Raw genomic sequence first — 19,040 nt, 5'->3', positions numbered from 1 at the left:
GGACTCTAATCGATGGTGGAGGAAAAATCCCGTGGCAGGTCACATCGAAGAAGTGCGTGGTGGATAACGCCCGGCGGATGGCAGATCCCTTTGCAAGCTTTGCGAACCACTGCTCGGATCAAACCTTCCGCCGTGAAGAGCGACATCTGCGTATCGTCGGTGATCGCTCCTCGTATCCCGTCGTGCTCGATAAGTTCGGTTAGGCCATCCGGGAACTCGCGTCGGATCCGGTCTAACGACCAAAACTCGACTTCCGCTCCGAGAGCGTCGCCAATAGCGCCGCCAAGGAAGCAAGCGCGTATCTTATCGGATGTGAACATATTGCTTCAAAAGCAGAAAAGTTTCTAGTTCGTGTTGGGGTAAAGTGTCCTATGGAGGGCCACCAATCCCTATAAGCGGTGCAAAATCAAGTCTGATCCCGCGTACTCGGATACATTCTGAGATGCGGTTACGTGTTATTTCTCTTTGCCTGAACCTCTGCAGAAAGAGGATCACTAGGTCCTTGGGACCTGGATTCCTGCGCGCAACAGTTCCATTGAAAAGGTCCTTAGATCAGGGCCCTCGTCAGACAAATCCAGTGTCTCAACGGCTTCAATACGTTCATCGAAGCTCTTCTGTTCTGCGAGGCCGGGATGATCCGGCGCCATGTAACTGGAGCGCAAGTAGAGGAGTTTCACCCGGTCACCTGCGGTGTGATGCGAGGCAAAGGAGACGTCTGAAAATCGGGACAGTAAAGCGCTGAGAGCTTCTTGCTGTCGATGTGAATGCGTAGAAGTGTTGCTTCGGACAGATCTCCTGCGAGCCTCTCACCGATGGCAACATAGCCACGAAGCGCAGGTGACAAGCGAGGGAGGTCTCTGACGTGAAACTGGAACTTGGTATGATCGAGCCGCCCGATGCCGTCGCGGACGGCGCTTAGCGCAACCAGAACAGGTTCTCGGACATGGCCACCCCCTCCAGGATGACCGCCGTGAATCACGAACAGTTTGACTCCGCTAGGCGGTTAATGGGTCCGGAGCCTAGGTCGCGTTGCACGTCTGGGTCTTGGTCGGCACCTGGACTCCTCTTGTGTTCCATCAGTCGTATTCGCGGTTCAAGCCGGTCAAACTGACTAAGCGGGGCATTGAAAGTACAACGGTATTCTCCGGCTTCGCCCACGCCGGCGGCACCAGCACGGAACTTCATTCGTGACGTACGCACAAAAACTTCGCGCGTCGCGCCCAACCTGCCTCCATATAAGGCCGAAATAAGGCCTTATCGCCAATGGGGGGATTCGTGGCGGGACGATGACGAGGGGAAGTCGCATTAGTGCGCAAAATCAATATCTTAAAGTGCGGGAGTGGCGGAGGGGATGGGACCGGAACCCAACGTTCTCTGGCCGCTAAGTCGCTGTTATCATTTATTCTAGAGGCAGTTTGAACCATTATCCGCTACAGTCGCGACCGGCGGCAAATACGGATACGAGGCGGCCGCGACACGATCTTCAGTGTAGATCGCGTTGCGTCTGACCCAGCGGGTGTTTGGGGCCCATCGCCTCGAGTTGATCCGCCAGTTCGCCGAGGCTTTCGGCGCATATGTCCCAGTCACCAGTCGGCTCTAGATCCGTTGCTTGCGTGAAGCCATATTCAGTCCTTCTGGGCACAAAGGCTGTTGCCAGACCCTGTGCTTGCGCCGCGGCGAGGTCACTGTTGTGGGCGGGGACCATCATGACGCGGTGAGCGGGCAGCCCAAGCGCACCAACGGACTCGAGATATGCGCGCGGTTCCGGTTTAAACGCCTTGGCGATACCAGCGCCGAGCACACAATCCCACGGTAATTGCGCATACCGTGCAAGCCGCGTCATCATCGTGATCGAACCGTTAGAGCAAGGCGCTATGATGAATTGCCGTTTCAGCCTCGACAGGTCAGCACATGAGGCCGCCCAAGGTGGCATTTGTTCCCATGCGCGGTTCAGGTCGTCGCGCTCATCCTCAGCCATTTCGACCCAGAATGTCGCAAGGACCTTGTTGAGGTTTTCCCGATGCAGCACATCGAGTGGGACGTATTCACGTGCACCGGAGCGCACCATCGCCATGGCAGGTTGATACTCGCGTCGCCATGCGTCGGCAAACTCATAAGGATCGACTAGTCCGATCTTGCGCGACACAAACTCTGCAACACCGCAGCGCCAGTCAACGATTGTTCCGAACACATCAAAAAGTAGGGCATCTACATTTTTCATTTTCCATCCCGGGAGTGGTTCGTGGCGGCGGATCTTCAGATACTGTTTTGATGGCCTGACATGCCATCCGACGCGAGTATTGAACTGAGGCGACCGTCCTGAAGTCGTACGGACCCGACCTCGAGCAACTCTTTCAGCATTTTGAGATTCTCGCCAACAGCGCGGCGAACCCTTCCAACTGCAAAGATTTCGAGAAAGTAAGGAAAGCCGGTTCTCAATTCCCAGGTATCGATAAGGCGCGTGCCGATTGGCACCGTTTGGAATTCAATATTTCTATGGAAGATTGGCCTGCCCTCGACAGTCTCGACTGTAAAAGAATCTCCAGATTTGAAGAATGTAATTGCGAATGTCTGCTTATCCGTTTTCCGATGGATTCGATATCGTGCGCCGAGGCCAGGAGCATCTCCACGCTCTTGAGTTACCCGCGTGACATAGTAGTTCCACTTTGGATTATTTCTTTGGTCGGCGACGAAGACAAAAGCCACTTCAGGAGGTACTTTAATATCAATCTGATTTCGAAACTTCATAATACTTCACCCACAGATCGAGTCTCGGCCCTTTATGGTTCGCCGAGAACATAAATCGCAGTTCGGCAAGCCCATGAAAGACCTGCGCCTTCTGCGAGCGCATGACTCGGACCCTACCAACGCTCACGGCCAAAGCGACATGCCGTCGAGCCCCTCCGCCTCAGGCAACCCACACATGAGATTTGCATTTTGTATCGCTTGACCGGCAGCACCTTTCCCAAGGTTGTCGACCACGCCCATCGCCATTACCAGGTTTCGGGAAGGATCCGCGGCATAGTTCACGATCGCTAGGTTTGACCCGCTCACCCATTTCGTGTGAGGGGGTAAATCTGTGACACGGACGAAATGGCTTTCGGCATAGCACGCTCGCGCAGCGTCGAGGCATTGTCGCGTTGTCGCACTGCCCCGGCAATATATCGTGACCAGAATGCCGCGCGTCATTGGAACTAGGTGGGGCGTGAAGACCAGTCCGCGGGCACTGCCGCCACTCAGTCTTTCAATAGTGTGCGTCATTTCAGGCATATGGACATGGTTCAACAAGCCATAGGGCACCAGGTTTTCATTGTGAGTGGCGTACGAAAGTCCAGTGCCTCCACCTCGACCGGCACCGGAAATACCGGTCTTTGCATCAATGATGATGTTTTCCGGGTCAATCAGGCCGTCTTTCAGCAACGGGGCTAGCGCAATTTGCGTCGCGGCTGGAAAGCATCCGGGGTTCGCGACCCGTGACTGGCCGACGATCTCCGATGGCCAAACATCCGCAAGACCATAGACCCAACCGCCTGCATAGCGGTGGTCGCCGCCGATATCCAGAATCTTCACATCGTCCCGCACGCCCGCCAGCGCCTTGGCCGATGCGCCCGTCGGCATCGACGCGAACAGCAAGTCGAGCTCTGGAAGGTTGTCGGGATCCCACTTTTCGACGACCAGATTCGCCAGCCTGCTTGCAATGCCGGGGTAGAGGTCCGCCAAGCTCTTGCCCGCACTGCTGTCGCCTGCCGCGTATACCAACTCAAACGAGGGATGGTTCGCGAGCAGACGCAACGCCTCTCCGCCGCCAAAACCGCTGATGCCGACAATACCAACGCGAATATTCATTTCAAGTTCCTTCTAAACGATCCACTTGGGACCTCTCGTTTGGCTCCGGACGCGCCGCCGCTACCCTGTGAGCGGTCATAATCTCTTCGTCATGCCACTCTGACCATGACTGAGACGCGTTGTGGTACGCAAATGGCTAACAGACCCGCCAGCAGTGACAGTGCCGAGGCGAGGAGCCAAACTGGTCCGTAATCCCCGGCTCCATCGAATAGGTATCCGCCGGCGAACGCTCCTGCTGCGGCACCAAAGGCATGTCCTCCCGACAACAGGCCCATCGCCAAACCCATCACTTTCAAACCGAGGCGAGATGCGACGAGGCTGGCCGTCACGGGCACCGTCGAATAATCGACGACGCCAAAGGCGACTGCGAAGATGAACAACCATTCGATGCTGATGCCCGGCAAAATTATCAGGATGACAAATGTGACGGCTCGCAATGCGTAGATTGATGCCAACAACAGCACATTGTTCACGCGGTCAGAAAGATAGCCCGCAACGATCATGCCGACCAGGTTCACGGCGGAAAGAACGCCGTAGGCTGTTGCGCTTGGCAGTGGCGGGAATCCGCAGAACGATGAGAATGCCAGAAAATGCGTTTCGATCACCCCGCCTGTCGTGAACCCGCAAATCAGGAACGACCAGAATAGCAGATGGTAGACGGGGCTGCGCGCCAACATCTTCACGTCCTGCCAGGAGGATGCAAATTTTTCCTTTTTCGAAGGTTCCGCTCTCGGGAGGAGAACCAGCACGGCAATCGCACCAATCGCCGCTATCAATGCAAGGCCACCAAAGCTCCAGCGCCAGCTTACAGAGGTCAGAAGCACTGCGACAAGGGGAACGACCAGAAGCTGACCGGCGGTGGAGCCGGATGTCGCGAGCCCGGTGGCAAGTCCACGGTTTTTGTCGAACACCATGGCAACGGCTGTCGAGACTGTGTGCAAGGCAACGATACCGAATCCGACAGCTCCGACGAAGCCAAAGCCGATTGCGAATACGATCTGATGACTCGTCGTTGCAACGATGGCGGCACCGCATGCGACCAGCGTGAGGCCAATGAACAGCAACGCCCGCGATCCCATCCGATCGACGAGCAGACCCGCGACTGGTGCAGTAACGGCCATGACAATCAGGGCCCCCGCTGCCACGCCAGAGATAAATGAAGCAGACCATCCCAGTTCAGCCTGCCAGACAGGCATGACCAGCCCCAAGGTGGCACGCGTGGAAAAGGCCACTGCAAGACCAAAAAAACCGAAGAAAACGACGATCCACGACGAAGCCTTGGAGGCAGAAAGCATTTTGAAATTCGCTATAATGATCGTTATAGTGCGTGTTGTATGTGGGGGGCTGGAGGGCTGTCAAGACTTGTGAGAAGATGAAACTGGAGCGTTTTGGGAACTGTCTGTGGGCAAGGATCCCACATCCGAACGCTGCACGGGATTCGACAAGGAACAGAAACTGTGAATCAGTCAAGTGACGCGTTATCGAGCAAAGAGCGCCTGTTGAAGGCGACAGCACATTTGCTGGCCGAGCGCGGGTATGACGGCGTCGGCCTCGCGCTGATCGCAAAAACTGCCAAGACGACGACTGGCTCGCTTTATTTCCATTTTCCCGAGGGCAAGGAAGAGCTGGCTGTCGCGGCGATAGATGCAGCAGCGGAGGGCAGGCGACGCCGGATTGGTGAAGCTTTGGATGAGGGTGGACCGTCCAGGATCGCTTACCTCTGGGCGGACCATTTAGAAGCTTCGGATTGGAAAATCGGGTGTCCTGTCGCGGCGACGACTCTGCAAATGTCTTCACGCTCCGAGCCCTTGCGGCAAGCGGGTCAACGGGCCTTTCATCTCTGGCAAGACGAAATCGCCAAGCATCTTAAACAGCATAATTCGGATCGAGCGGCGGCAGATCTGGCGGCTCGCCAGATCCTGTCCCTTCTGGAGGGGGCTGAATTGCTCGCCAGAACCGACCGTAGCCGTCGTCCGCTCGTTGAAATTGCGGATGTCTTGGATTCGCTTGGCAAAACGCCCGCCACGAAGACGTGAGAGGGCCGCGCCGCGGATATGGATCTCAAAAAATCGTCTTTGCGGGCAGAATTCGAAAAGCCGGAAAATCGACCTGCCACAGCGCGCTGCAAGGCTTGAACAACCCCCTGATACATTTTGCAATCGGACCAATATCTGCGCGCCGGCCAAAGACGGCAGGAATGCGCCTCGAATAAAAAGGATCTTCATGATTATTGCCCATATCTCGGACTTGCACGTGACCGCACCCGGAACGCTTTATCAGGACTGCGTTGCGTCCAACGACATGGCCAAGGCCGCGATCCGCGCCCTGCGCGGGCTCAGCCCCGCTCCCGCGCTCGTGCTGTGCACGGGGGACGTGACCGAACACGGCACCGACAGCGAATACGCTCTCGCGCGGGACATCCTCAATGAGATCGAGGCGCCCTGTTTTGTGTTGCCCGGCAATCACGACGTCAGGGAGCCGTTTCGCAGAGCCTTCGATCACCTGGGATACTTGCCCGGCGAGGGCCCGCTGCACTACGCGCAGGTCTGCCAAGGCGTGCATATTGTGCATTTGGACAGCACCGTTCCGGGTGCCCACCATGGAGCCATCGACGAAGACGGTCTGGCCTGGTTGGACCGGACGCTCTCCTCTCACCCAAATTCACCGACATTCGTAATCACCCACCACCACCCGGTCGTCAGCGGGATCGTTGAGCTGGATGCCTACATCAACCGCTCGGGCCCCGAGATTGCCGCCGTCCTTGAGCGTCATCCGCAGGTCCTGCGGCTGCTCTTCGGGCATGTGCACCGCCATATGTCTTTCACCTACGGCGGCACCCTCGCGATGGCCTGTCCAAGCACGGCCTCGCAAATCGCGCTCCGTTTGGGCGCCGCGGACAAGTCGATGTCGCTGATGGAGCCGCCGGGACTCCTGCTGCATCACCTGCACGACGACGGCACCGTGATCAGTCATCTCAAGCCCATCGGCGACTTCGGTCCCTACCTTGATTTCTTCTAGAATGCGGAGGAGATCGTCATCGTTACTTTCCGCAGGCGCTCGTGAACTGGCTGCTCGGCCGCAGTTTGGATATCAGCCCACTCGCCCAAGCTTGCGGTGGCCGCAACCATCGTCTCCGCGGTCTTTCTGCCTTCTTACCCTTTGAAGCTCAGGCGAGCTAAACAAGAAACCGGAGCGGCATCAAAGGGGAACAGGTCCACTTAGCGTAAAAAACGACGTGGTATCAGGTCACCCAGCCCTTCTACTGCCCGTCGAGAAAAGACCGAACACGAGCTGCGATTGCATGCGCGTGCGTAACACCAACATCGTGGTCACCCCCTGGCTCGACGTGCAAGACGGCGGCGGGCAGGAGGCGCTCCAGATGTTCCCCAACTGAAACTGGGCTGATCGGGTCACGGTCTCCCCAAATCAACAAAATCGGGACATTCAAGCGCCGCAAGTCTTCGGTCAAGTCCATCGAAACACACTCAATCCAATGGGCGGCGTTTGGAAAGGCTGCGCGATATTCTGGGCGCCAATCTGATGCACCAAAATTTGTCATTTCGATCCCAGCGGATGTCGCGACAAGAACCATTCTCTTGACCAACTCAGGTTTGCGGCGCGCGAGCAGTACCGCGACCACCCCGCCCATTGACTGGGCCACAACATTAACTGGTGCCTTGATTTGTTCAGCGACCAAATCCACGAGATCACCCAGGGACCGGACTTTGTCGCTATGACCTTCATTCCCAAGACCGGGCCACGAGAACAATTGGTTTTCTTCATGCACTAGTTCGGTGGCAAGTGGTCGCCAAAATTCAGCGCTTCCACCAGCACCCGGTAAAAAGACAGTAGGCGTTTTCATAACTCTACCCCATGTTCAGACCAGCCGCTGCACAAGCATTTTCTGTGTTGAAGGTACGGCCTTCAGCTCAATTGCGTGCGTTTTTGGAGGGTGACTGGCGATCGTATTCACTTAAGGCACAAGAAGTACTTTCATCGGTCCGTGGTCAGCGACTTTAGAAGAGACCGAAGAAACAATAGCGCGGCCGAGTCTGGATCGTTGATGGTGCCCGAGCACGAGAGCATCTGCACTGAGTTCGCTTCCTAGCGACAGGATGGCATCGGCCACGGCGCCGGTGCGAACGACGCGGTTGGCATTCTCGATGCCGACCTCTCGGGCGAGTTCAACGGCGATCTCCAAACATGCGTCAGCCTCCTGTTTCACCACGGGAACGGGTGTGGCTAGATCGAGCTGCTCCGTGCGCCTGTAGGCGTCCAGCTCCGGGCTGTTCACCGCGTTCTTTGCGACGGTGACAAAAGTTAGCTGTGCGTCAAACGCTTTGGCGAGACGTGCTGCGACCCTTGCTGCACGGCAGGCTGCATCAGAGCCATCAACGCCGCACAGAATGTGAGAGAAATCCGCGTTCCCCATGAGACATTCGTTCCTAAGCAATATTCTTACTAAATCAGACCGTAGACGAAGCCGCTGACAACTGCGCCGAAGAAACCAAGGGCGACGTACAGGGCAAAAACCTGCCCGCGTACGAGTGCAAAGACCGCAGTCATTGCCGGGATTGAGCTGACGGAGCCGGCCACCATGAAAGCCATTGCGGCACCAACGGTCATGCCTTGGTCGACCAGTCCGGCCACCAAAGGCGGCGCGGCGTAGGCGTTCAGGTAAGCGGGCGCACCCACCAGGGCAGACAGGACGATCGGGTGAAGGCCTTCGCCGCCGACGACCGTAACAATCGCTTCTGCCGGGACATAGGCGATAAGGAGGCTTTCGAGCAGGTAGGCCAAGGCCAGCCACCTGAGCAGGAAGAACAGGTTGTGAAACGCCGACTGCTTGAAGGCCTCCATACGGTGGCTCTCGGTCCAGAACGTCCAGACGGCGCGACCGGAGAACGGATCACTACCGCAACTCCCACAGCTGCCGCCAGCGCCTTCTTTCATGGGGTTGGCCAGAGCGCCGGTGCCCACGATCCACTTGGTGACGAGACCCCCGAGAAGACCGATGCAGACGGCAGCAACGGCTTTGCCGATGGCAAAGTGCCAGCCGAGGGCTCCGGCCGTGATGATGAGACTCGGCGGGTCGATCAACGGCGAGGCCAGCCAGAAGGCCATCACCGCCGAAAGAGGCGTTCCGACAGCCAGCAAGGCGGCAATGAACGGTATGACTTCGCACGAGCAGAACGGCGCCAACCCGCCGAAGAGAGCGGCGAGGGCGATCATGCGGAGCTCGCGTCCTTCAAACACTGAAGAGATGACCGAGGCGGCGCCGGTTGCATTGAGCGCCGCGATCAGAAAGACCGCGAACAGTATGAACGGCAAAGTCGACCAGATCGCTCCGAGCGTAAACGTGAAAGACGGCCAGGCCTGCGCAGTGTCCAAAATGGCAAGGACGACAAGGATGGCTGCAAACGCGGTCCAGACCGAGTTGATGCGCGGAAGCCTCTGGATGCTGAGGCTGGCAATGATCGCGGTCATTTCGCCGCCTCGCTTTTTTCCTTTCCGGTGCGTCCGGGCACCGCAGCGCAGCAGGTCTTCAGGATAAAGCCCGAAAGCTGTTCCAGCTGTTCGAAATTCGGCCGGTTGATCGTCTCACGCCCGCGCCGCTCCTGCACAATGAGCCGCGCGGCCGTCAGGAATCTCAGGTGATGAGACAGGGTAGAAGCCGGGATGCCCGTGCGCTCGCCGACCTCCCGAAACAGCAGCCCATCTTCGCCCGCTTGCACGATGGCCAGCAAGACGCCCATTCGAGGTTCCGAGCCGACCGCAGCAAAGCCTTGGCAGGCCTCTTCGATGGAAAGCATGATTCACTCCGATCGATTAAACTAGAAATATAGAATGATCTAGGATGCAGGCGGCGTCAAGCTTGTCGTCCATGCAGGACTGTGCCGGCGATCTTTGGGGCGGCGTGTGTTCCGGGATGGGCGAGGGCAAGACGGCGCCGGTGCCGAAGGGGCGGCGCGCAATCCTGGCATCGATACGCTCCGACTGGACATCAAAAGCACGCTGTTCAAGGCGGTCAAGCTTTATCGAACAATGAGTTGGTAGAGATGGACAGGTTCAACGAGGGCCTATTTCCCGATCTTCTCTTCGAGAAAACGCTCCAGCATCAGGAAAGCCCGCGCGCATCGCCGGCCAGCCCCCACAGGACCGGTCAGCGCCATCGATAAAGCGGTGCCGCCGCTCAGGGCCGCGCGCGACCTTGGCGCCGCAGGCATGGATTTGCGCGCCCCGAGACGGGCAAACGCAGCATGTCGCGGGATCTCACATGTTCGGATAATTCGGCCCGTCACCTCCCTGTGGCGCCACCCAGGTGATGTTCTGGCTTGGGTCCTTGATGTCGCAGGTCTTGCAGTGCACGCAGTTCTGAAAGTTGATCACGAAGCGTGGATCGTCGCCGTCTTCCTCGACCACCTCGTAAACCCCGGCAGGGCAGTAGCGCTGCGCCGGTTCCGCGTATTCCGGTAGGTTCACGTCGATCGGAACGGAAGGATCGGTCAACACCAGATGCGCGGGCTGATTTTCTGCGTGGTTGGTCATTGAATAGCTGACGTTCGTCAGCCGGTCAAAGCTGAGCTTGCCATCGGGTTTGGGGTAGTCGATGGGCTTGTGCTTGCTGGCCGGCTCGGTTGCTTCGGCGTCGGTTTTGCCATGCGACAGCGTGCCGAAGATCGTCGTCTTGAAGATCGTCTGGAACCACATGTCAAAGCCGCCCAGCAACAATCCACCCAGCGGGCCGTATTTCGCGTTGAAGGGGGCGACATTGCGGACGATTTTCAGGTCGTCGCCCACCGGCCCGTCGCGCAGTTCCCTTGTGTAGTCGCTGAGCGTGTCACCTGACCGGCCTTCGGCAATCGCGGCATGCGCGGCCTCTGCGGCGGCGATGCCAGAGTACATAGCGTTGTGGTTGCCCTTGATCCGCGGCAGGTTCACCAGACCGGCCGAACAGCCTAAAAGCGCACCGCCAGGAAAAGCCACTTCGGGGATCGATTGGAACCCGCCCTTGGTCACCGCACGCGCGCCATAGGCCACGCGACGTCCGCCTTTCAGCAGGTCGGCAATCATCGGGTGATGCTTGAACCGCTGGAATTCCATATAGGGCGACAGATAGGGGTTCTTGTAGTTCAGGTCGATAATGTAGCCCACGTAAACTTGCTTGTTATCAAGATGATAAACGAAGGACCCACCGCCGACCCCGAACCCCAGCGGCCAGCCCATCGAATGGGTCACTTCGCCTTCGTTGTGCTTTTCGGGGTCGACTTCCCAGATTTCCTTCAAGCCGATGCCGAATTTCGGCACGTCTGACCTGGCATCGAGGTCGTACCTGGAGATCACCTGTTTGGACAATGACCCACGCACGCCTTCGGACAGGAAGACGTATTTGCCATGCAGTTCCATCCCCAGTTCATATGAGGGCCCATGAGATCCGTCGGGATCCTTACCGAACTCACCGGCGACCACGCCCTTGAGGCTGCCATCGTCGCGATAGACCAGCTCCGAACAAGCCATTCCGGGGAATATCTCAACGCCCAGTTCCTCGGCCTGTTCGGCCATCCAGCGGCAGACGTTGCCCATCGACACGATGTAGTTGCCGTGGTTGCTCATCAGCGGTGGCATGATGACGTTCGGGACACGCAACCGACCGGCCTCGCCCAGAATGTAGAGGTTGTCCTCTTTCACGGGCACATTCAGCGGCGCCCCTTTTTTCTTCCAGTCAGGGATCAACGCATTTAGCCCCGAAGGATCCAGCACGGCACCGGACAGAATGTGCGCGCCGACCTCGCTGCCTTTCTCAAGAACGACGACCTCAAGCTCCGCATCAAGCTGCTTAAGGCGGATCGCGGCAGAGAGCCCGGCGGGCCCGGCACCAACAATCACAACATCAAATTCAGCCATTTCCCTGTCGATGTTTGGCATGTGCCTTCCTTTCACCGACCGATTATCCCGGCAGCACCTAATTTCAGCGGTCGCTAGATCTTTGTCCCGTAATCTCGACGTCAAATGCCTTGGATAGGACCAAGCAGATTTCGGTTGATGGACAGTTCGACCCTAAACACGTTCTAAGTTTCTTCGGGATGATTGCCGCTCAGTCGCATCGCCGTATTGGAGAAAATTGAACGAGACCCGCGCATCCTCTCGCGCTGTCCACCGAATATCGGAGTGCGCTACTGCGTCGGTGCCACCCCGGGAGGGAGCGCCGAAACCAGTGCGGTTTCGACGGCAGTCCCGGAGAATTTTGGCAACAGGGACGTGAACGTCTCATCACTCAGAGCGTGATCTGTGTTCCAGAGATAGCGCATTTCCTTGGCTTCGCGTGCAAGCTCCCAGACCGGTGACAGCAGGGTGAGAACTGGCCACGGAAATTTCGTGAAGCCCAGCTTGCGATTGAGAGCCTGCTCAAGAATCTCTTTTATCTGCTCGGCAGATAGGGTGTGTCCTGGAAACGGGATGTCTTCGAACCGGCCGAGGCGGCCTCGCATCTCCGCCAGCTCAGCTGCGGCGCGCGCCCAGTCGGGCAAGTAGCAGAAAGCTTGGCGTGTGGACTTGGGGCCCGGTAGGGTAATCTTTCCTTTCCGGATGCTGCGCAGATAGATCGTGGACAGCACGCAATCCTGCCCATCGGGGTCGATGAAGTTGCCGCCGCGCAACACGATGGTCTGGACGCCGCTCTCCTTGTAGGTGCGTTCCAAATCCAGCCGGATCCGCCCTTTCTGGCTGACGGGTTTTGCAGGCGTATGTTCGGACCAGGTGCCCGGCTGATCTCCGAAATGGTAGACGTTGCCGGGAAGAATGACCGTTGCTCCGCTCGTCGAGGCGGCCTTGATGACGTCGCGCGTGACAGCGGGGAGGATCGTCTTCCAGTCGTGATAGTTCGGCGGGTTCAGCCCGTTCACGATCACGTCGACACCCTTTGCTGCTTCGACCATGTCATCCTTCCGACGATTGAAGGTTTTCACGGTCCACCCCTTGTCTTGGAACGCCTTGCTGCTGTGGCGCCCGACTTTTCCGGACGCGCCGAGAACGAGAACTGTGCCTTTCATCGCTGATCTCCTTGCTTCAGATAACGCCAAGCTAAGAGCGACAACTTTGAATGTGGATTGACCAGAATTCTTTCTTCGATATTCATTTTTGCATGGACAAAGCACTCAGAAGCCTGGACTGGACGCACCTGAAAACCTTCTTTGCAGTCGCGGAGGCAGGCTCGCTAACCGGCGCGGCACGGCGGCTGGGACAGAGCCAGCCGACCGTGGGACGGCACATCAAAGCTATGGAGGCGGCGCTCGGCGTCGATTTGTTCGTGCGGGATCTGACCGGCCTCAGTCTGAGCGAAGCCGGGATGACGCTCCTCGAGCCGGCTCGGGAGATGGCGGTTGCAGCCGCGCGCCTCGAGCAGCTCGCCAACGGCGAAGATGGTCTTCCGTCCGGTACGGTGCGGATTACGGCAAGCGTTGTTGTGTCGAATTACCTGTTGCCGCCAGTCATCGCCAAAATACGACGCCGAGAGCCAAACATAGATGTTGAGCTTTATCCGACGGATACTGTTGAAAATCTTGTCTTTCGAGAGGCAGATATCGCCATCCGCATGTATCGCCCGACACAGCTCGACATCGTGACGAAGCATGTCGCCGACCAGCCTCTTGCCCTGTATGCATCACGTGCGTTGTTGGATGACTACGGGCAACCCGGGTCCGTTGAAGATTTGAAGACGATGCCTTTCGTCGGATTCGACAAGTCCGACTCGATCATTCGAGCGATGAGAAACTTGGGTCTGCAGGTGGGTAGAAGCTTCTTCAGCGTGCGTTGTGATGACCAGGCCGTCTACTGGCAGCTGGTCTGTGCCGGGTGCGGTGTCGGAGCGATGCAGCAGTGTATCGGTGATCGTGAGCCAAGCGTGACTCAGTTGGACTTCCAGCCGGGTCTTCCATCGATTCCAATGTGGCTCGCGGCGCCGGATGCCCTGCGACGCAGCGCGCGCATTAAAAGGATCTGGGATCTGCTTGCTTTGGAACTCGCGGGTTCGAACGCTCAAGGCGCTCTCGGTCGCCCTGAAACATAGGGCAACACCGCTTCCCCAGCGTAATGCCGAAAACAAGGGTTTGAACTCCGGAGACGACTCGGGTTTACGGGGCGGCGCACACCGGGCTGAGGCCGTAAGCCGGTCTCGGAGGTAAACAAACTACGATCGGAGGGGTGCAGTGACCGAGAGACCGGCAACCCAGCAAGTAATCCTGGAATTTCTTCTGAAAACTGGGATCCCGCACTGTATCCAACGTCAATAGAGTGAGTGGTCGTAGAGGTCGATGGGGTTTGTCTGGCATCCGCACGACCATGTCGACGAAGGCTTGCTTAACCTCGACGTATTCGTCACCGAGACAGCTACAGAATAGATAGAAATTCAGAAATGCAAATTCCGCGCGCTCCCGGTATCGAGTAATCTCTGTTTGGCGGACATCATGACAAAAAGCCGATATCACCATCTTGCCTGGCTTCACGGGGTCGAAGTTCTTGAGGCATCTTTTACAAACGAGACCTTCGGGCGACATTCGCACGAAGGCTTTGCAATCGGTGCGATCGCCGAGGGGGTTGCCGGATACGATTTCCGAGGTGAAAGAACGCTTCTACCTCCTGGCACTCTATCTCTCATGAATCCCGAAGAGCCACATAACGGTTTTTCCCCAACCAGCCTCCTTCGCTATAATATGATTTACGCCTCGGAGGGCGCGGTCCACCAAATTCTGGGGTTGCGCAAACTGCATGGGTTTCCGGCTGTTGCTCCGGAGGATCGGAGCATGCTCGTGTCTCAAGCGCTCGCTCGACTTGCAGGTGTGCTCAACCAACCACAAGAGCTGAATTGGAAATTAAGAGTTGAAGAAGCAGTGCACGATGCCCTCGCGCTCTGCTTTGTCCGATATGGCAAAGCGCAATTTCATAAAGCGGGAAGTGAAGCGAGTGCTATCAAACTTTTGAAGGAAAAAATTTCTGCAGCAGTCGAAAATGAAGATGAAATCAGCCTTTCCACATTGGCCAACACGGTGCAGCTGAGCAAATCATATTTGATCCGGGCAACGCGTCGGGCGACTGGACAGACACCGCACGGTCTCGTTCTCAAGGCACGCACTGAAAAAGCGCACCGCCTTTTGCTGCAAAAGGTCCCTGCGGCAGAAGCCGCGGTGGCTTCGGGATTTTACGACCAGGCGCACCTGATCCGACAGTACCGGCGCCGTTACGGAGTCACCCCAGGTGCGATTATCCGGCACCTCTGAAGGTCAATTTCTTACAATCTTAAGATCCCAGCATGTGCATACAAGGCCGTCACACTTCGGGTCGCATTGAGTTATCGCCCGAAAGCTTGACGAGGATGCCTTTGTGATCACACGCGTATACATCGTGCGCATCGTGCCGGCTCTACGCGAAGAGTTCGAGCCATTATTCAAAACAGTCGCACGGGCCTCGGTGGCCGGTTGTGCCGGGTGTTCGCATGTCACGGTCGGCTTCCCGTCATCCAATGCGCCGGATGACTATGCCATGATCACGGTCTGGGAAAGCGAGGACAGCCTGTGCAACTTTGCAGGTTCGGACTGGACAGTCCCTCACATTCCGCCCGGCATGGAGAAATTCGTCGATACATGCTGGCTTCACCACTTCCACCATGACTAGCTTCTGCTTTGTCTCATGGATGCGTGCGTTGTCCGGCGCCTGTACGGATCCGCACGACCCAAGGCTTCCCGTTCTTTACGGTTTTCGGCCGCCGGGAATTATCAGGCCCCGCCGGCTATTCAAGGACGGTCATATCAAGAACCGGCTTGCATCCGCCGGGACGTTCCGCCTCTGACAGAGCTTCGCGCCATTCCTTTGCGGCGAAGACTTTTGGGGCTGACGGCGGTGCAACTGCCAGCCACGGCCAGATTTCCGCATAGGCTTTGCGCATCTCTTCCTGATCCATGGAAGAAAGATGATCGCGAAGATGGAACCGGTGATATCTTGCCTGGCTTTCGGCGTGGACCGTTACCGGTGTGCCGCTCAACAGGCCAAAAGCAACGAAATCGGCATCCGACCGCATGCGATGGAGAACGCCGCTTGCGACCTCTCCGCCTACGGCGTCGAAAACGATGTTTGAGTGACGAGCCGCATCAGAAATCGTGTCTCTGTCGGAGATCCTGATCGCTTCGATTCCCATGCGGAGGAGTCGTTCCGCCCTAACTTCTGATCGGTATTTCCCGATCACGCGGCACGCTTCCTGATGAATGGCCCAACGTCCCAGGTATTCAGCGCAACTCGACCCGGCCGCGCTCAGTAAACGGTTTTGCCCCTGACCGGCCAGAGCCGAAGCATCAGAAAAGCCGCAAGCGGGTTGATGAATCCCCGCGCGGCAACCAAATCCGGAACGCTGTCCGGAACTGTCACCACGGACCATGCAGGGCAGTCCACTCGTGTCTGCCAGGTTCCATCGCCCCGCAAGGGCAGAACATGACGTTCAAGTAGATGGTAACATTCACCTTCTGCCTCAATCACGCACCCAACCCCTTTATACCTCATGATGCCCGGCAGCTGGATCCTGTGGCTGTAAGCACCGGTAACCTGGATCAGATCGGAGGGATTTATCGGGACATATGACGCTGCGACACATAGCAGTCCGGGGGCGAGTTCGGGCACCGTCGTTTGCTTAAGCTCAATGACTGATTGCGGTGTGCCGAAGCTCCTGAAAACGAGTAGTTCCTCATTTTTGTATTTTTTATCATTGTTTTATGATACTTTCAATGGGAAATGCTGAACCGGATCAAAGTGACGAAACCGTGGCACCGTGGCAGCATTCATCCGAACTACTGGTTCAGCTTGCGACTGCGCGAAAGCGACAAGCAGGCCGGTACGGAGGTCACCGGCCCTGGAGCTAAGGACAGTGAAGAAATCCAGTGGTGTTTCTGAAAACCCCGAGCTTCTTTGATCGGCAATGGCCACGAGTTGGAGAGGTTACGGAGGGCGATTTTCTACAATACAGAGGGTCGTGAATTGATATACGGTCCAAGAAAATCTTCGGCGCGCGATTAGATGCCCTTTCATCGAGACATTGGAAGGACAGCGCAGTACCGATACTCTCGAACCAGGGCCCAGAGCATTGATTGGTCATATAGCACATCCCGGAGCGCAAATTCCAGCATTGGAGACAGAACGCTTGATCCTTCGCGGTCACTTGGCGACCGACCTTGAAGATAGTGCCACAATGTGGGGTGACCCTGAGGTTGTCAGGCTTATCTCCGGACAAACCGCGACAGTGACACAAAGCTGGAGCCGTATCCTGACCTACGCAGGTCTCTGGCATCACTTCGGCTACGGCTATTGGGCGGTTTGCGACAAAGTGTCGGGAAATTTTCTCGGCGAGGTGGGATTTGCCGATTTCAAACGCGACCTCGATATGAACATGAATTGCGTACCTGAAGTTGGCTGGGCATTTCACACTCAAGCTCAAGGGCTTGGTTATGCGCTTGAAGCTGTCCGTGGCATTCTGGACTGGTCAGATAAAAATCTATCAGATCGTACAACGTTTTGCATCTTGCACCCGAGCCACGATCGATCCTTGACGCTCGCTAAGAAGGTTGGTTTCATGGTTGAGATTACTGGAAAAAAAGCAGGAATGGAAGTTTTGGTGATGAGCCGCCCACGCGGCGGCCGGCCAATCGCCAGCGCGCCGCCATTGGGGGCATTACGAAAATAGGGAAAGAGAAGCGGAGGGATATTCAGGCCTCTAGATGTCGTAAATAATTGTAATCAAAACTTTCGAGCTAAAGCGTGGCAGCTCGTCATGCGGTGAGTTTCTAAAGAAGCCCAGTCTAAGAAGTAATCTGGATCATAGTCATGGCAAAGGTACGATGTGATAAAATTTAGAAGTGGAGTTGTTCCGGAAAGACAACAGGTGATTTCGCTCTATTCAGCGAATGGCTGGAGTTCGGCAGAAGAGCCTGATCGATTGATGAAGGCGCTTGAAGGCTCCGATCATCTGGAATGCGCGTACGAAAGAGATCGGTTGGTCGGACTTGGAAACGCAATATCGGATGGAAGTCTAGTAGTGTATTATCCACATCTTTTGGTTCATCCCGAGTATCAAGGCAAAGGGATCGGACGAGATCTGATGCATCGAATGCTCGCTAAATATCGAGATTTTCACCAACAGACCCTTTTGGCGGTTTCAGAAGCGGCTGATTTTTATGAAATCGTTGGCTTCAAGAAGACAAACGCCGTAGTTCCTATGTGGATATACGGCGGTGGAGATCATTAACTTCGCAAGTCCAGCAGAGGCCCCGCATTTATCTCGAAGAACGACATGCCGGCGGGTTACAAACGTTTTGGCGTTGCAGTAGCCAAGCTCAATTCTGCCGCCCCCGCAACCAAAACACGGATACATCATGATTGAAGGAATGACGCCATTCTTCGCCTACGTCATTGCCCTCGGCATTGCGGCCGTTATCCCGGGTCCCGGCGTTGCGGCCGTGGTTGGTCGGGCCATGGGCACTGGAACGCGAGCCTCTCTGCCTTTTGTTCTGGGTCTCGCGTTCGGTGACGTGCTGTTTCTCTCGATTGCGATTCTTGGCCTTTCCGCGGTCGCTGCCGCAGCGACAGGAGTATTCTTCGTCATCAAGATCGCGGGTGGCCTTTATCTGCTTTACCTAGCATGGGGCTTCTGGACCGCCGAAGCGACGCAGCCTGATGCGGCCGAGATCGCGACGAAGGGCGGGTGGCGAGCCGCTGCAAGTGGTCTCGCCGTTACGCTAGGCAACCCGAAGACTGTCGTCTTTTACCTCGCGCTCGTGCCGAACGTGATCGACATGGAGGCCGTGGGAGTGCTCGATTGGCTCTTTCTGAGCATGCTCACAATATGCACTCTTGTTGCGGTTCTGATGCCCTATGCGATCATGGCGTCGCGCCTGCGCGCCATCCTGGTCAGCCCTACAGCTCTCAGAAAGCTTAATCGCGGCGCCGCGGTTATGATCGGCGGCGCCGGTGCCTTAATCCTGAGCGACGCTGTCGCGGAGTAACGGCCATGCGCCTTTGGCCACGTCAAGTTCAGACGCGACCGCAGAAAGAAAAAGGCGAATGAAAACAATCGGTGGGCTCGGAGGCATGTCGGCGCATTCGACAATGGAGTACTACCGGATCCTGTGTGCGCTTACTGCGGAACGACTGGGCGGGTT

General features: G+C 56.8%; 21 protein-coding genes. 9 read left to right on the top strand and 12 right to left on the bottom strand.

Going from position 1 to position 19,040, the window contains the following annotated elements; all coding sequences use genetic code 11:
- Nucleotides 1–5 precede the first annotated feature (5 nt).
- The 5 genes from DTQ71_RS19160 to DTQ71_RS19140 form a co-directional block, all read right to left on the bottom strand.
- Nucleotides 6–320 carry an ADP-ribosylglycohydrolase family protein gene (locus tag DTQ71_RS19160; protein ID WP_109565914.1) on the bottom strand — a complete coding sequence of 105 codons (315 nt, stop codon included), beginning with the start codon at nt 318–320 and terminating at the stop codon, nt 6–8.
- A 1,163-nt stretch (nt 321–1,483) separates the two neighbouring features.
- Complete coding sequence (locus DTQ71_RS19155; protein WP_109565913.1) at nt 1,484–2,221, bottom strand: haloacid dehalogenase type II; 738 nt, start codon at nt 2,219–2,221, stop codon at nt 1,484–1,486.
- A 35-nt stretch (nt 2,222–2,256) separates the two neighbouring features.
- Entirely contained in the window at nt 2,257–2,748 is a 492-nt protein-coding gene (locus DTQ71_RS19150) for an SRPBCC family protein (protein ID WP_109565912.1), read from the bottom strand.
- 123 nt (nt 2,749–2,871) lie between these two features.
- Nucleotides 2,872–3,846, bottom strand: coding sequence for an N-acetyl-gamma-glutamyl-phosphate reductase (gene argC / locus DTQ71_RS19145; protein WP_109565911.1), 975 nt, complete (start codon nt 3,844–3,846; stop codon nt 2,872–2,874).
- An 89-nt stretch (nt 3,847–3,935) separates the two neighbouring features.
- The gene (locus DTQ71_RS19140; protein WP_109565910.1) at nt 3,936–5,141 is read right to left on the bottom strand and encodes an MFS transporter; all 1,206 of its coding nucleotides are present in this window, start codon (nt 5,139–5,141) and stop codon (nt 3,936–3,938) included.
- 162 nt (nt 5,142–5,303) lie between these two features.
- Between DTQ71_RS19140 and DTQ71_RS19135 the strand changes: the two genes are divergently transcribed.
- Both DTQ71_RS19135 and DTQ71_RS19130 read left to right on the top strand, forming a co-directional pair.
- The gene (locus DTQ71_RS19135; RefSeq protein WP_170125503.1) at nt 5,304–5,882 is read left to right on the top strand and encodes a TetR/AcrR family transcriptional regulator; all 579 of its coding nucleotides are present in this window, start codon (nt 5,304–5,306) and stop codon (nt 5,880–5,882) included.
- A gap of 187 nt (nt 5,883–6,069) precedes the next feature.
- Nucleotides 6,070–6,864: a phosphodiesterase gene (locus DTQ71_RS19130; protein WP_109565908.1), complete on the top strand. Its 795-nt coding sequence runs from the start codon at nt 6,070–6,072 to the stop codon at nt 6,862–6,864.
- A 241-nt stretch (nt 6,865–7,105) separates the two neighbouring features.
- Here DTQ71_RS19130 and DTQ71_RS19125 read toward each other — a convergent pair whose 3' ends face one another.
- The 6 genes from DTQ71_RS19125 to DTQ71_RS19100 form a co-directional block, all read right to left on the bottom strand.
- Nucleotides 7,106–7,708, bottom strand: a complete 603-nt coding sequence (locus tag DTQ71_RS19125; RefSeq protein ID WP_109565907.1) for an alpha/beta fold hydrolase — start codon at nt 7,706–7,708, stop codon at nt 7,106–7,108.
- A gap of 111 nt (nt 7,709–7,819) precedes the next feature.
- The gene (locus DTQ71_RS19120; protein WP_109565906.1) at nt 7,820–8,278 is read right to left on the bottom strand and encodes a universal stress protein; all 459 of its coding nucleotides are present in this window, start codon (nt 8,276–8,278) and stop codon (nt 7,820–7,822) included.
- A gap of 29 nt (nt 8,279–8,307) precedes the next feature.
- Nucleotides 8,308–9,333 (bottom strand): permease, encoded by a 1,026-nt coding sequence (locus DTQ71_RS19115; RefSeq protein WP_109565905.1) that lies wholly within the window; start codon nt 9,331–9,333, stop codon nt 8,308–8,310.
- Nucleotides 9,330–9,659 carry an ArsR/SmtB family transcription factor gene (locus tag DTQ71_RS19110; protein WP_109565904.1) on the bottom strand — a complete coding sequence of 110 codons (330 nt, stop codon included), beginning with the start codon at nt 9,657–9,659 and terminating at the stop codon, nt 9,330–9,332. The genes DTQ71_RS19115 and DTQ71_RS19110 overlap by 4 nt, the downstream gene beginning before the upstream one ends.
- Before the next feature lie 460 nt (nt 9,660–10,119).
- The gene (locus DTQ71_RS19105) at nt 10,120–11,772 is read right to left on the bottom strand and encodes an electron transfer flavoprotein-ubiquinone oxidoreductase (protein ID WP_109565903.1); all 1,653 of its coding nucleotides are present in this window, start codon (nt 11,770–11,772) and stop codon (nt 10,120–10,122) included.
- 248 nt (nt 11,773–12,020) lie between these two features.
- Nucleotides 12,021–12,896: an NAD-dependent epimerase/dehydratase family protein gene (locus tag DTQ71_RS19100; protein WP_109565902.1), complete on the bottom strand. Its 876-nt coding sequence runs from the start codon at nt 12,894–12,896 to the stop codon at nt 12,021–12,023.
- A 92-nt stretch (nt 12,897–12,988) separates the two neighbouring features.
- On the opposite strand from DTQ71_RS19100, the gene DTQ71_RS19095 reads away from it, so the two are divergent.
- From DTQ71_RS19095 to DTQ71_RS19085, 3 genes are all read left to right on the top strand, one after another.
- Entirely contained in the window at nt 12,989–13,912 is a 924-nt protein-coding gene (locus DTQ71_RS19095) for a LysR family transcriptional regulator (RefSeq protein WP_109565934.1), read from the top strand.
- Nucleotides 13,913–14,297: 385 nt separating this feature from the next.
- Nucleotides 14,298–15,119: an AraC family transcriptional regulator gene (locus DTQ71_RS19090; RefSeq protein WP_245947655.1), complete on the top strand. Its 822-nt coding sequence runs from the start codon at nt 14,298–14,300 to the stop codon at nt 15,117–15,119.
- Nucleotides 15,120–15,222: 103 nt separating this feature from the next.
- Nucleotides 15,223–15,513, top strand: coding sequence for an antibiotic biosynthesis monooxygenase family protein (locus DTQ71_RS19085; RefSeq protein ID WP_170125502.1), 291 nt, complete (start codon nt 15,223–15,225; stop codon nt 15,511–15,513).
- A 115-nt stretch (nt 15,514–15,628) separates the two neighbouring features.
- On the opposite strand, the gene DTQ71_RS23240 is transcribed toward DTQ71_RS19085, so the two are convergent.
- Nucleotides 15,629–16,270 (bottom strand): MDR/zinc-dependent alcohol dehydrogenase-like family protein, encoded by a 642-nt coding sequence (locus tag DTQ71_RS23240; RefSeq protein WP_146204901.1) that lies wholly within the window; start codon nt 16,268–16,270, stop codon nt 15,629–15,631.
- 350 nt (nt 16,271–16,620) lie between these two features.
- Here DTQ71_RS23240 and DTQ71_RS23645 point away from each other — a divergent pair, with 350 nt between their 5' ends.
- The 4 genes from DTQ71_RS23645 (at nt 16,621) to DTQ71_RS19070 (ending at nt 18,884) form a co-directional block, all read left to right on the top strand.
- A complete protein-coding gene (locus DTQ71_RS23645; RefSeq protein ID WP_170125501.1) occupies nt 16,621–16,779 on the top strand; it encodes a hypothetical protein in 159 nt (52 codons plus the stop codon).
- Nucleotides 16,780–16,921: 142 nt separating this feature from the next.
- Nucleotides 16,922–17,566: a GNAT family N-acetyltransferase gene (locus DTQ71_RS19080; RefSeq protein WP_342768142.1), complete on the top strand. Its 645-nt coding sequence runs from the start codon at nt 16,922–16,924 to the stop codon at nt 17,564–17,566.
- Nucleotides 17,567–17,764: 198 nt separating this feature from the next.
- Complete coding sequence (locus tag DTQ71_RS19075) at nt 17,765–18,127, top strand: GNAT family N-acetyltransferase (protein ID WP_211317162.1); 363 nt, start codon at nt 17,765–17,767, stop codon at nt 18,125–18,127.
- Nucleotides 18,128–18,254: 127 nt separating this feature from the next.
- On the top strand, nt 18,255–18,884 hold the full coding sequence (locus DTQ71_RS19070; protein WP_109565897.1) for a LysE family translocator: 630 nt from the start codon (nt 18,255–18,257) through the stop codon (nt 18,882–18,884).
- The last annotated feature ends 156 nt before the right edge of the window (nt 18,885–19,040 follow it).

Source organism: Jannaschia seohaensis, from assembly GCF_900116765.1.
In the GTDB taxonomy this organism is placed as follows: Bacteria; Pseudomonadota; Alphaproteobacteria; order Rhodobacterales; family Rhodobacteraceae; genus Jannaschia; species Jannaschia seohaensis.
The sequence above is the reverse complement of the archived record's forward strand: the minus strand, read 5'-3'. Positions and strand labels throughout refer to the sequence as shown.